This window comes from Actinoallomurus purpureus (assembly GCF_024055795.1).
Classification (GTDB): domain Bacteria; phylum Actinomycetota; class Actinomycetes; order Streptosporangiales; family Streptosporangiaceae; genus Actinoallomurus; species Actinoallomurus purpureus.
The window spans coordinates 163,365-176,126 of sequence record NZ_JAMXMY010000013.1; the positions used below are offsets into that span (position 1 = coordinate 163,365).

The following is a 12,762-nucleotide window of genomic DNA, read 5'->3' on the forward strand; positions in this document are numbered from 1 at the left end:
CGCACACCCACCAACAAGAGAAGGACATCATGAGCACGTATCTGGCAGACAAGGCCGAGGACCTCACCGTCGAGGGTCCCTCCGCGCGGTTCACCTACCGGCGGATGGGTCCGCAGGGCGGCGTCCCGCTGGTCCTGCTGAACCGCTTCCGCGGGACCATCGACTGGTGGGACCCGGAGTTCCTGGACTACCTGGCCGCCGACCACGACGTGATCGTGTTCGACAACGTCGGCGTCGGCTACACCGACGGCGAGCCGCGCGACTCCCTCGAAGGATTCGCCGAGGGAGCCATCGAGTTCATCGAGGCACTCGGCCTCGCGCAGGCCGACCTGCTCGGCTGGTCCCTTGGTGGCATCGTGGCCCAGCGTGTGGCCCTGCGACGCCCCGAACTGGTGCGCAAGCTCGTCGTGGCGGGCAGCGGCCCGGCCGGCTGGGTGCCCGATGCGCCGCCCATGAGCGAGAAGGTCCTGGGCATCATGGCAAAGCCCGATGCCGACCTGGAGGACATGCTGTACCTGTTCTACCCCGAGACGGACACGGCCCGCGCCTCTGGGCGCGAGCACTTCGGCCACGTCTCGACCCGGCTCGCCGCGGGTGGCCCTGCGGTCTCCGAGACGGCGGCGCAGGGCATGCTCACCGCGGCGGGCACTCTCCTGGCAGCCCCCTTCGACCAGGTGCGGGCGGAACTGGAGGCCATCAAGCATCCCGTCCTCTACGCCAACGGCCTGAACGACGTGATGATCCCCGCCCACAACTCCTATGTCGCGATCCAGCACCTCGACAACGCCACCCTCGTGCTTTACAGCGGCGCCGGCCACGCCTTCCTCTTCCAGTACGCCAAGGCCTTCACCAAGCAGGTGGCCGACTTCCTCGCCGCCTGACCACGCCGACCCCGAACGATGCAGGGCGGAGGCCGGTGGTCCATCGTGCAGGCGCCGCCTCACAGCCGTGTGAGGCGGCGCGTGCACGATTGTCCGAACGCAACCCACCACGAGACCTAGCCGGCAGTCGGTGCGTCCCAGCGACGTGACCTCGCGCAGATGGCCCATGCTCAACCTGGCTGTCCTGCTCAGCCCGCGTACGCCATGAGCGCCGAGCCGTCGACGCCGTCTCCCTGAACCGGCGGCCGGCCGTGCCGGTGACCCGCCGCATCGTCGCCGTGCCGTCGTGGACCCAGGTGTAGCTAGTGAGCAGGGTCGGGGCGAATCCGAACACGGCACCGAGATCCAGGAGGAAGACAGGGTTACGCCTCCAGTGCGCTGGAGCCCGTCGGCGATCACCGACGGCGTCCAGGTCCGGCCCACGGCCGCCGACGCATGAGTACCTGCTCCACGACGTGAAGAGTCGAGACCGCCGACAGAACCGATTCGCGATTCCGACGATGACGTCATCTCGTTCAGCTCGCCTACTTGCCTCCCCATTGAATTACGGTCATACTTTAATTGTCCACGTGATGCTGAGGGGCTCGACCGCTCAGGTTCCGACCCCCACTGCCTTTGAGCGTCGACCCCGCAAACTGCAGCCGGGAGGCGCGCAGGTAACTGCTCTGCGCCCGGCCCCTCCATGAAGGAGGGGCCGGCGCGCGCTCGCAGAAACCCCCACACCGAAGGGCACGACCGTGAATGATTCACAAGAGGTACGAGGCGACGTGGTGACGTCGTACAAGAACGCACCGACCCGGACCATCACCGCCGGGGGAGTGGCCTTCGCCTACCGCGAGCTCGGTCCCCAGCCCGGCGTCCCGGTGGTCTTTCTCAACCACCTCGCCGGGGTCCTCGACAACTGGGACCCTCGGGTCGTCGACGGCATCGCCGCCAAGCACCGGGTCATCACGTTCGACAACAGGGGCGTCGGCGCTTCCACCGGTTCGACGCCGCGCACCATCCAGGCGATGGCGAAGGATGCCGTCACCTTCATCCGGGCGCTCGGGTTCGAGCACGTCGATCTCCACGGCTTCTCGATGGGCGGCATGATCGCCCAGGCGATCGCACAAACCGAACCGCAACTCGTCCGCAAGCTGATCCTCACAGGTACCGGTCCTGCGGGCGGCGAGGGCATCAAGAACGTGACCCGGTTGTCCCATCTCGACACCGTCCGAGGACTGCTCACCCTTCAGGACCCGAAGCAGTTCCTCTTCTTCACCCGCACCGCGAACGGGCGTCGGGCCGGGAAGGAGTTCCTGGCTCGCCTGAAGGAGCGCACCCACGACCGGGACAAGGCGATCTCCCTCATGTCGTACAGTGCCCAGCTCAAGGCCATTCACCGCTGGGGGCTGGAGCAGTCCCACGATCTCTCCGTCATCCACCAGCCTGTGCTCGTCGCAAACGGTGAGAGCGACAGGATGGTTCCGTCGAAGAACTCGGCCGACCTGGCGCGGCGAGTGCCGAACGGCGAGTTGGTGATCTACCCCGACGCCGGCCACGGCGGCATCTTCCAGTTCCACCGGCAGTTCGTGGAGACGGCTCTTGAGTTCCTCGAACGATAGTAGGCGCGAAGTACGGTCGTCGCCTGGGCCGAGGATGGTGCCTCAGAGTCGTGGCGCTCTTCGGGCGAGCGGCTTGAGGCACCCGTTCAGTGTTGCGACCTCGCCTTCCCCCTCATCGCATGAACGCGAGAGCGTTCTCGATTCCCTGCTCGAGGACCTCATCGGCGAGCTTCCGGTTGGACAGGGCCCGGGACAGCTGCAACGTCCCCACCATAATGGTGAAGAGCCCGATGGCCTTGGCCCGAGCGGACCGCGGGTCCTCGGGTGTCAGGCGAGCGGAGATCTCCTCCATGACGGCCAGCGCACCGTCGCTGTAGGCCTGCTTGGTCCCGTCCCCGCAGCGGCCTATCTCGTCGAGCAGGGCGGCGGAGGGGCATCCGAGGCCGGGGTTGTCCCGGTGCTCGGCGGACAGGTACTCGCGAATGAGGTCCTCGAGTCCCGGGCGGCCGGGCCGCAGGGTGTCGTACCTCTCGACCTGTGTGCGCAGTTCGTCGGCCACCACATGGGCGACGAGGTCGTCCTTGGACGCGAAGTGGGCGTAGAAGGCTCCGTTGGTGAGCCCCGCGTCCGACATCAGCGTGGAGATGCCCGAGCCGTCGATGCCGTCCTGCTTGAACCGGTGGCCGGCCTTCTCGATGATGCGTTGCCGCGTCACCTGCTTGTGCTCCTTGGCGTAACGCACCACGAGCTTCCTCCGTTCGCTCCGTCAGGCCGATGCCTCACACTCAAGACTAATCCATGACCTGACGCGCGTAATATCATGACCGGGCCGGCTCACGACCGGAGGCGAGCACCAGATCCCAGTCGGGCAGTGACGTCCCCGGGGGTGAGGGCGGAGTGCTCCGCGGAGCACTCGACGACGACGCGGACCGGAGCGTCGCAGTCGGTATGGCGGATGTCCAGCACCGGGCCCTCGGGGTCGAGGGCGTACGTCTCGCCCCACTGGCTGAGCGCCATGAGGACGGGCCACAGGTCCCAGCCCTTGTGGGTCAGGCGGTATTCGTTGCGGGAGCGGCTGCCCGGCTCCCGGTAGGGGGCGGTCTTCAGGATGCCGGCCGAGATCAGCTTCCGGAGCCGGTCGCTGAGAACGGCTTCCGACAGGCCGATGTGGCGGTGGAAGTCGTCGAAGCGGCGGACGCCGTTGACGGCGTCACGCAGGATCAGCAACGTCCATTTCTCTCCCACCACGTCGAGCGTGCGCTGGACGGGGCAGTTCTCCGTGCTCGCTTCAAGCCACTCCATGCCGCCATCGTAGAGGCCTGGCTTCGTCATTGACAGTCAGGTGAACGGGAAGCTAGCTTCACTCGTAAAAGTCAGATGGAAGGTGCCCGGTCGTGGGACGAACACGTACGTATCAATGGGAAGATCCCGCGATCCTGGCGGAAGCCGCCGGACGCATGGCGGGCATCGACTTCCTGCGCGAGCTGCGTGCGGGGCGACTGCCGGGGCCGCCCATCAACTACGCCATCGACTTCACCCTGGACGAGGTGGAGCCCGGCAGGGCGGTCTTCTCCCTGACGCCGGGCGAGGAGCACTACAACCCGATCGGCAGCGTGCACGGCGGCATCTTCGCCACCCTGCTCGACTCGGCGGCGGGCTGTGCCGTCCAGTCCACCCTCCCGCAGGGCATGGCGTACGCCTCACTCGACCTGACGGTGAAATTCCTGCGACGGATCACCGTGGACACGGGTACGGTGCGCGCCATCGGCACGGTGGTCAACAAGGGCCGTCAAACCGCCCTGGCCCAGGCGCAGCTGGTCGACGGGACGGACCGTCTGCTCGCCCACGCCACCAGTAGCTGCATGCTCTTCCCGGTGCCTCCCCCGCAGGGGTGAGCCTCGGCGGCGACCGGTATCGGCCTGGGCCGTGATGCCGGACTCCCTCGATCTCGGCGCAGAACGCCAGAGTACGAGGTGAAACGGCTGTGGCGCACGTCGGTGGCGGCCCGTCGACTCCTCGGGTAGCCACCGCCGTGAGCCGCAGGCGTGCCCAGGTGCCCGAAGGAGATGCTTCCCTCGGGCGCCGTGCTGCTCTTCGTCAGGCGGCGTTGGTGGGGTAGTCGGTGTAGCCGACCGCGCCGCCGCCGTAGAAGGTGGCGGGGTCGGGGGTGTTCAGGGGGGCGCCGGAGCGTACGCGCTCGACGAGGTCGGGGTTGGCGAGGGCCATGGTGCCGACGGTGACGACGTCGGCCAGACCTTCTTCGACGTCCTTGGCGCGGGTGGCGATGTCGGCGCCGGCCCGGTTGAGGATCAGCGTGGTGGGCCACAGCTTGCGGAGGGTGAAGAGGAGTTCCTCGTCGCCGCCGTGGCCGATGTGCAGGTAGGCGAGGTTGAGGGGAGCGAGGGCACGCAGGAGGTGCGGGTAGAGCTCGTGCGGGTCGCTCTCCGCGAGGTCGTTGAGCTGGAAAGGGTTGCCGGGAGAGATCCGGATGCCGGTGCGGCCGGCACCGATCTCGCCGGCCACTGCTGAGGCGACTTCCACCGCGAAGCGGATGCGGTTGTCGAGGGAGCCCCCGTACTGGTCGGTGCGCTGGTTGGCGCTGGGGAAGAGGAACTGGTTGACCAGATAGCCGTTGGCCCCGTGGATCTCGACGCCGTCGGCGCCGGCCGCGATGGCGGCTGCGGCGGCGCGCCGGAAGTCGTCGACGGTTGCGGCGACCTCCTCGGTGGACAGCTCGCGCGGCACCGGCATCTCCTGGAGTCCGGACGGGGTGAACGTCTGGCCCGCAGGCTTGATGGCGGAGGGGGCCACCGGCTGCCGGTGATGGGGCGTGTTGTCCGGGTGGGAGATTCGCCCGGTGTGCATCAGCTGGATGACGATGCGCCCGTCGGTCCCGTGGACGGCGTCGGTGACCTTGCGCCAGCCGGCGATGTGTTCCTCGGTGTAGATGCCCGGGGTCACCGGGTAGCCCTGGCCGTCGGCGGAGGGCTGGGTGCCCTCGGTGATGATGAGCGCGTGCGAGGCGCGCTGGGCGTAGTACTCGGCGTTCAGCTCGGTCGGTACGCCGTCGGGGGTGGCCCGGCTGCGGGTAAGGGGGGCCATGGCGAGCCGGTGCGGTAGGGAGATCTCTCCGGCGACGGTCGGGTTCCACAGGGCGTTGAGCATGGGTGATTCCTCAGGTGATGGGTGGTGGTTCCAAAAGGGGCGGGGGGCGGACACCGCGTGGACGTGGGACCCGGGCGCTTCTGCTTCCGGGTCCGACGACGCACCCGTCGTGCCCCGTCGGCTGAGCTGTCGTCCGCACGATCTATTAAATTACGATCGTAATATTATTCGCTCGGGCGGGTTGTCGCAAGGGAGGGCCCGGGTGGGTTACGAAGCCTTGCGGCGCAGCTCGTGCAAGAACCTCATGCCAGGGTGGATGAGAGTTCTGCAAGGGAGGCTGGAATCAGCTGCTCCGCCCAGATGACCTTGCCTTCGCGGTTGTGCCGTGTGCCCCAGCGTTCGGTGAGCTGGGCGACGAGGAGCAGGCCGCGGCCGCCCTCGTCGAGGTCCCGGGCACGGCGCAGGTGCGGGGCGGTGCTGCTGGCGTCGGAAACTTCGCACGTCAGATCGGATTGAAGGATCATCCGCAGTTGGATGGGGCTCCTGCCATAGCGGATCGCGTTCGTCACCAGTTCGCTGACCACGAGCTCGGTGGTGAAGGCCATTGCTCCCAGACCCCAGGCGGCCAGCTGATCGGATGCGTGGACGCGGACCTCGGAGACGACTGCTGGGTCGCAGGGGAGATCCCATGTGGCGACGTGATCGGCGTCAAGAGCTCCGGTTCGTGCCACAAGGAGGGCGACGTCATCTGCGGGGCGGCTGGGCAGCAGTGCGGACAGCAGTTCGTCGCAGGTCTCCTCGAGCGACGCCGGTGCTCGGGCGAGAACATCGCGCAGCAACGCGAGGGCGGTCTCGACGTCACGAGAGCGGCTTTGGACGAGGCCGTCGGTGTACAGAACCAGCCGACTGCCCGGTGGCAGTTCGAACTGGACAGTTTCGAAGGGGAGTCCGCCCAGGCCCAGGGGCGGGCCGATCGGCAGCTCCGGGCAGTCGACCGCGCGGGATGCGTGGGCATCGTCGTCAGCGATCGGGGGAGGCACCACGGCCGGCGGAATGTGTCCGGCGCTGGCCAGGGAGCACGTGCGGGAGACAGGGTCGTAGACCGCATACAGGCAGGTGGCGCTGATCTCGTCCGTGCCCCGTTCCTCCTCGCGCTGCAGGCGGATGACCACGTCATCAAGGTGTGTCAGTAGTTCGTCGGGCATCAGGTCGATGTCCGCCAGAGTACGGACGGCCGTCCGCAGCCGGCCCATGGTGGCCGCGGCATGGAGGCCGTGACCGATCACGTCGCCCACGACGAGTGCGACGCGGGCTCCGGAGAGCGGTATCACGTCGTACCAGTCGCCTCCCACGCCCGCTCGCGATCCGCTGGGCAGGTAGCGCGATGCCGTCTCGACGGCGGACGCCTCCGGCACGTGCTGCGGTAGCAAGCTGCGTTGGAGGGTGAGTGCGGTGGAACGCTCCTGGGTGTAGCGACGGGCGTTGTCGATGTTCACCGCTGCTCTGGACACGATCTCCTGGGCCAGCAGCAGCTCGTCGTCGTCGAAGGGGTCTGCCGTTTGACGGCGGACGAACTGTGCGAGTCCCAACGGGCTGCCGCGGGCCCACAGCGGGACCAGGAGCATGGAGCGGAGGCCCAAGGTGTGCAGGGCGAGCTCGTGGTCCGCCGACATCGCCAGCCATGCGGGGACGTCGTCGGCGGTGATGCGGAGCCGGCGGGGCTGTCCGGTGGCCAGTACGCGAGCCGGCTCCGAGCCTTCCGGGTAGGTATGCGTCTGCCCTGTGACGACTGCCGGGTCCGGACAATCGTCCGAGACCGCCTGGGCGATTCGGCGGAGTGTCGGAGGACCGGCTACCGCGTACGTCCCCTCCTCTTGGAGGGCGGAGGAAAGGAGGTCGACCGTGACGAGGTCTGCGAGGTGGTCGGCACCGACGTCCGCCAGTTCCTGCGCGGTGCGGGTGGTGTCCAGGGTGGTCCCGATCCGCGTCCCGGCCTCGTTGATCATGATCAGCCGCCGCTGCAGCCAGCGGTCGCGTTCCCTCTGGTATGCCGCGACAGTCTGTTCCGCCGTGCGATCGACGTATTCGAAGGCCAGCGCGCTCAGTGTGACCGTCGTCGCGTTGATCAGCTCCTCGGACCCGGCGACACGGGCTGTTTCCGTATAGAGCTGATGAAGCAGGTCTGCGTGGACGAGCCGATAGACGCGAAGGAGCTGGCTCATCGGCACCCCGTGCTCAGCGAGTCGGCAAGCGAACTCGATGGCGGCAGGTGGCGTCCTGACCTCGGTCATATCAAGGCCGCGCTCGAAGAAATCAAGACCGGCGGCGACGTGTTCGGACAACGCCACTGGCGCCAGGGCGGCGATGTCCTCGTACTTCCACAGCTCGGGAAGCTCGCTGCGCAAGTGTTGCAGGATCACGTCGGTCAATTGATCCGCTCGGGGGGCGAGGCCTCGAGCGAGATCGCTGAGGAAGACATGGGCGTCGGTTCCCACAATCAGAATCTACCCCTGCCCTGGTCAACGGGCCGTGCCCCGCGCAGTCCGGTGGACGCGCTCGCCCACCGTCGATCAGGCCGTGAGTCAGCCGTTCACGGGGTGTGACCGGCGCTGCGGAGAACAGGGCGCAGGACCTCGATGACGCTGGGGTCGTCCACCGTGGAGGGGATGGGTTCGTCGTGGCCGTCGGCGATACCGCGCATCGTCTTGCGCAGGATCTTTCCCGAGCGGGTCTTGGGCAGGGCGGCAACGACCGTGACGTCCTTGAGGGAGGCGACGGCACCGATGCGCTCGCGTACGAGCTGGACGAGTTCGGCCTCGACGTCGCTCGGTTCGCGGTCGATGCCGGCTTTCAGGACGACGAAGCCGCGCGGTACTTGTCCCTTCAGGGCGTCGGCGACGCCGATGACGGCGCACTCGGCGACGTCGGGATGGGCGGCCAGGGCCTCTTCCATGCTGCCGGTGGACAGCCGGTGTCCGGCGACGTTGATGACGTCGTCGGTGCGGCCCATGACGAAGACGTAGCCGTCGTCGTCGATGTGGCCGCTGTCGCCGGTGAGGTAGTAGCCGGCGTAGGCGGAGAGGTAGGAGGCGACGTAGCGGTCGTCGTCCTTCCAGAGAGTGGGGAGTGCGCCGGGCGGCAGGGGGAGCCTCACGACGATCGCGCCGTCGACGCCTGCGGGCGCCGGCCCGCCCGAAGGGTTGAGGACGCGGACGTCCCAGCCCGGCAGCGGGCGAGTGGGGGACCCGGGCTTGATGGGAGCGGCCTCGATGCCCACGGGGTTGGCGACGATGGGCCAGCCGGTCTCGGTCTGCCACCAGTGGTCGATCACCGGGATGCCCAGAAGAGCGCTCGCCCAGTGATAGGTCTCGGGGTCGAGGCGCTCGCCGGCGAGGAAGAGGTGGCGCAGGCCGGTCAGGTCGTAGTCCGCGGTGAGCGTTCCCCTCGGGTCCTCCTTACGGATGGCCCGGAAGGCGGTGGGGGCCGTGAACATGGTCTTGACCCGGTATTCGGCGGCAACGCGCCAGAACTGGCCCGCGTCCGGGGTGCCGACCGGCTTGCCTTCGTACAGGACCGTCGTGGCGCCGACCAGCAGGGGCGCGTAGACGATGTACGAGTGCCCGACGACCCAGCCGACGTCAGAGCCGGTGAACATCGTCTCGCCTGGGCCCACGTCGTAGACGGCTCTCATTGACCAGTGGAGGGCGACCGCGTAGCCGCCGCAGTCACGCACGACTCCCTTGGGTTTTCCGGTCGTTCCGGACGTGTAGAGGATGTAGAGGGGGTCGGTGGCGGGGACGGGAACGCAGTCGGCCGGCGGCGCGGCGGCGACCAGGTCGCCCCAGTCGAGATCGTCGGGCCCCAACTCGGCCGGTTCCTGCGGGCGTTGAAGGATCACACGCTTTTCCGGCTTGTGCACCGCGAGTTCGATCGCCCGGTCGAGCAGGGGCTTGTACGCGATGACACGCTTGCCCTCGATGCCGCAGGAGGCGGAGACGACCACCTTGGGGGCCGCGTCATCGATGCGGAGGGCGAGTTCGCGCGGGGCGAACCCGCCGAAGACGACCGAGTGGATGGCGCCGATACGCGCGCAGGCCAGCATCGCGACAGCGGCCTCGGGGACCATCGGCATGTAGATGACCACACGATCGCCGTGCCCCACGCCGAGCTGTGCGAGTGCTCCGGCGAAGGCCGCCACCTCGTTCCTCAGCTGCGCGTAGGTGTAGGTGCGCCGGGTGTCGGTCACGGGTGAGTCATAGATGAGCGCGGGCTGTTCGCCGCGGCCGGCTTCGACGTGCCGGTCGACCGCGTTGAAACAGACGTTGAGCCGCCCGTCGGGAAACCAGCGGTAGAAGGGCGCGCCCGAGGAGTCCAGGGCGCGTTGCGGAGTGACATCCCAGTCGATGCCCTCTGCCGCCTTCAGCCAGAAGCTCTCCGGGTCTTCGGTACTGGCGCGGAAGACATCCTCGTACCTTCCCATCGCGCACTCCTTTGTCGCTTCGGGGTTCTGCCGCTTTGGGGCCGGACTGCCGCGGTGGTGTACAGAGCGGTGTGGGACACGAATACCGCGTGTCGGCTGACAGGGTGGAACAGGACGGCTGAGACCAGCCGCCGGTCACCGGGATCGCGGTGGTGCCGGCGGGCTGGCCGGTGAGCCTCCCGTAATCATGCCTTCGCCGAAGCCCGGCGTCGGCGGTGACGGGCCGTTCTTCCGCTCATGCGCCGAGATGGCGACGGAGCCACGCACCCATCTGCTGGATCGCCTGGTCCACCTCGGGTACGCGCCCCGCGCCCAGGACGAACGAATGCTGTCCTTCGGGCATCGGGTGGACCTCGGAGGTGACCTTGAAGTCCGCGAGTCGGCGGCCGAGCTGGGCGCCGTCGTCGGCGAGGGTCTCGTACTCGCCGTAGTGGACGATCGTGGGCGGCAGGCCGGTCAGATCGGCGTTCACGAGGCTGATCTGGGGGTCGGCGAAGTCCACTGCGGGGTCCTGCAGCCATGCTCCTCGGAAGAGTTCGAGCGTGCCCCTGCTGAGCATCTTGTCCGTTTTCTCGTTCTCGTCCACCGACGCGTTTCGGAGGGTGAGGTCGGTCCACGGCGAGACGCTGACGATCGCACCCGGGGTCGCCTCGCCCTTCGCGAGTAGACGAAGCGGCAGCATCACCGCGAGGGTGCCGCCGATCGAGTGGCCCGTGCTGCCGATGTTCCGCGGCTCATAGCCCTGCGAGAGCAGCCACCGGTAGGCCGTCTCGGCGTCGTCGAGCTGCGCCGGGTAGGGATGCTCGGGCGCCAGGCGGAAGTCCACGACGAGGGAGCGGGCGCCGGCCGCCTTCGCGATGTGGCCGGCGGTCTTACGGTCCGAGTGCATCGAGGCGGTGACCGACCCGCCGAAGTGGAAGTGGAGCAGCGCGCGGTCGGGATCGGCGCCCTCGGGGATGCACCAGATGCCGGGGACGCCGTTCGCGTCCACTTCGGCGTAGGTGACGCCTTCCGGCTCGGTCGACGCCCGATGGTTCGTCTCGACGATGTCGCGGATGATGGCCAGGTCGAGGCCCGGTGTCGACGACTTCGCGCTCACGCTTTCAAGGAACTGCGCGAACTGCTGTGCCTCTGGGCTTACTCCCATGGTGACGCTCCTTCACAGGTCGGTGCCACGCCCACTGCTCGTGTGCAGCTAGGCCGATGTGCTGGTCACGACGCTAGTAGCTGAGTATATGAAAGTAAACTCAGAGTCCGTTAGAATCACTCTCATGGATGCGTGGACCGAAGCTCTTCAGGACGCCGGCATGGACCCCCGCCTCGACCGGGACACGTCGAACTGCTCGATCGCGCGGACCCTTGAGATCGTGGGTGAGAAGTGGACGATCCTGATCCTCCGCGAGGTCTGGTACGGCTCGTCTCGCTTCAGCGACTTCGAACGCGTCCTCGGCTGTCCTCGCAACCTCCTCGCGGCGCGGCTTCGGATGCTCGTGGAGGAAGGGATCCTGACCACCGAGACCTACAAGGAGCCCGGCTCGCGGAGCCGACCGAAGTACGTGATCACCCCCAAGGGTATGGATCTGGTGCCGGCCGTGATGGGGCTCCTGCACTGGGGTGATCGTTACCGCGCCGACCCGGAGGGACCGGCCGTACTCGCGCGACACCGCGCGTGCGGCGCGCACGTCGACATCCAGATTCGCTGCGAACGAGGCCACCCTGTGCAGGCGGAAGACATCGAGAGCGTCCCCGGCCCAGCTTTTCGTATGAAGTCGGCCGAGTGAGCTGAGCGCGGCTGCGCCAGGCGATCGGCGCGAACTCCTCTGTCAGACTTTCGGGGTGCGCTCACTCCGTCTGGCTCCGGGCCGCCTCCTCGGTTCGGGCCTCAGATCGCGACTGGGGCGTCGGCCGGAGCATCCCCCGCGGCAAGGCCGGCAGCCGGGCCATCGGCCTTGCGCTGCCGGGGCATCAGGAACGCCAGGGCCGCCGCCAGGGCGACCGCACCCGCCCCGACCCAGAGCGCCGGGACCAGCCCGTCCACGAACAGAGAGGCGGACCCGTAGCCGCCCTGGGCGGAGAAGACCGCAGCCAGCGACGCGACGCCGATGGCGCCGCCGACCTCGCGGATCGCGTTGTTGGCGCCGGAGGCGATGCCCTGCTCCTCCGGGCGGACCGTGCTCATGACGAGGTTCGCGCTGGGGGCGAAGAACATCCCCATGCCGATTCCGCAGACGATCAGCGCAGGCAGCAGAGCGGTGTACGACACCTGCGGCTCGACGGCCAGCGCCCAGAGCCCCAGGCCCACCGCGTTCAGGGCCATGCCCACCGTGACGACCGGACCGCCGCCGATGCGGTCGGACAGTGCCCCGGCCAGCGGCCCGGCGATCATGGGCATGGCGGTCCAGGGCAGCATCCGCAGGCCGGCTTCCATCGGTGAGTAGCCGCCGACGGTCTGCAGGTACTGGCTGAGCAGGAAGATCGCCCCGAACATCCCCAGGAACATCAGCAGGCTGGCGGCGTTGATGGCGCTGAAGGAGCGGTGGCGGAAGATACGCATCGGCAGCATCGGCAGCATCGGGTGCTCGGCGCGCAGCTCGTAGCGGACGAAGCCGACGAGCAGGACCGTACCAGCGAAGAAACCGCCCAGAACCGGGGTGCTGGTCCAGCCGTCGGCAACCACGGCCCAGACGGCGCTGCCGCGCCGAGCCGGTTGCTCGCGGTGCTGTTTCATGACGTTCCCCGGGCAGACGTACTC

11 protein-coding genes are annotated in these 12,762 nt (G+C 68.1%); 4 read left to right on the forward strand and 7 right to left on the reverse strand.

Features of this window, described 5'->3' with window-relative positions:
* Positions 1-29 precede the first annotated feature (29 nt).
* Both NE236_RS24285 and NE236_RS24290 read left to right on the forward strand, forming a co-directional pair.
* Positions 30-881, forward strand: a complete 852-nt coding sequence (locus NE236_RS24285) for an alpha/beta fold hydrolase (RefSeq protein WP_252844415.1) — start codon at positions 30-32, stop codon at positions 879-881.
* A gap of 737 nt (positions 882-1,618) precedes the next feature.
* On the forward strand, positions 1,619-2,485 hold the full coding sequence (locus tag NE236_RS24290; RefSeq protein ID WP_252844416.1) for an alpha/beta fold hydrolase: 867 nt from the start codon (positions 1,619-1,621) through the stop codon (positions 2,483-2,485).
* Positions 2,486-2,597: 112 nt separating this feature from the next.
* On the opposite strand, the gene NE236_RS24295 is transcribed toward NE236_RS24290, so the two are convergent.
* Both NE236_RS24295 and NE236_RS24300 read right to left on the reverse strand, forming a co-directional pair.
* Entirely contained in the window at positions 2,598-3,170 is a 573-nt protein-coding gene (locus NE236_RS24295; RefSeq protein WP_252844417.1) for a TetR/AcrR family transcriptional regulator, read from the reverse strand.
* Between the two features lie 89 nt (positions 3,171-3,259).
* Positions 3,260-3,727 carry a winged helix-turn-helix transcriptional regulator gene (locus NE236_RS24300; RefSeq protein WP_252844418.1) on the reverse strand — a complete coding sequence of 156 codons (468 nt, stop codon included), beginning with the start codon at positions 3,725-3,727 and terminating at the stop codon, positions 3,260-3,262.
* Between the two features lie 92 nt (positions 3,728-3,819).
* Here NE236_RS24300 and NE236_RS24305 point away from each other — a divergent pair, with 92 nt between their 5' ends.
* Positions 3,820-4,320 (forward strand): PaaI family thioesterase, encoded by a 501-nt coding sequence (locus NE236_RS24305; protein ID WP_252844419.1) that lies wholly within the window; start codon positions 3,820-3,822, stop codon positions 4,318-4,320.
* A 202-nt stretch (positions 4,321-4,522) separates the two neighbouring features.
* Here the strand turns inward: NE236_RS24305 and NE236_RS24310 are convergent, their stop codons facing one another.
* From NE236_RS24310 to NE236_RS24325, 4 genes are all read right to left on the reverse strand, one after another.
* The gene (locus NE236_RS24310; RefSeq protein WP_252844420.1) at positions 4,523-5,590 is read right to left on the reverse strand and encodes an alkene reductase; all 1,068 of its coding nucleotides are present in this window, start codon (positions 5,588-5,590) and stop codon (positions 4,523-4,525) included.
* Between the two features lie 242 nt (positions 5,591-5,832).
* Positions 5,833-8,025 carry an ATP-binding SpoIIE family protein phosphatase gene (locus tag NE236_RS24315; RefSeq protein WP_504915087.1) on the reverse strand — a complete coding sequence of 731 codons (2,193 nt, stop codon included), beginning with the start codon at positions 8,023-8,025 and terminating at the stop codon, positions 5,833-5,835.
* Positions 8,026-8,120: 95 nt separating this feature from the next.
* Positions 8,121-10,010, reverse strand: coding sequence for a propionyl-CoA synthetase (locus NE236_RS24320; protein WP_252844422.1), 1,890 nt, complete (start codon positions 10,008-10,010; stop codon positions 8,121-8,123).
* A 235-nt stretch (positions 10,011-10,245) separates the two neighbouring features.
* A complete protein-coding gene (locus NE236_RS24325) occupies positions 10,246-11,157 on the reverse strand; it encodes an alpha/beta hydrolase (RefSeq protein WP_252844423.1) in 912 nt (303 codons plus the stop codon).
* A 124-nt stretch (positions 11,158-11,281) separates the two neighbouring features.
* Between NE236_RS24325 and NE236_RS24330 the strand changes: the two genes are divergently transcribed.
* The gene (locus NE236_RS24330; RefSeq protein ID WP_252844424.1) at positions 11,282-11,791 is read left to right on the forward strand and encodes a winged helix-turn-helix transcriptional regulator; all 510 of its coding nucleotides are present in this window, start codon (positions 11,282-11,284) and stop codon (positions 11,789-11,791) included.
* A gap of 101 nt (positions 11,792-11,892) precedes the next feature.
* Here the strand turns inward: NE236_RS24330 and NE236_RS24335 are convergent, their stop codons facing one another.
* Positions 11,893-12,738 carry an MFS transporter gene (locus NE236_RS24335; protein WP_252844425.1) on the reverse strand — a complete coding sequence of 282 codons (846 nt, stop codon included), beginning with the start codon at positions 12,736-12,738 and terminating at the stop codon, positions 11,893-11,895.
* Between the last annotated feature and the right edge of the window lie 24 nt (positions 12,739-12,762).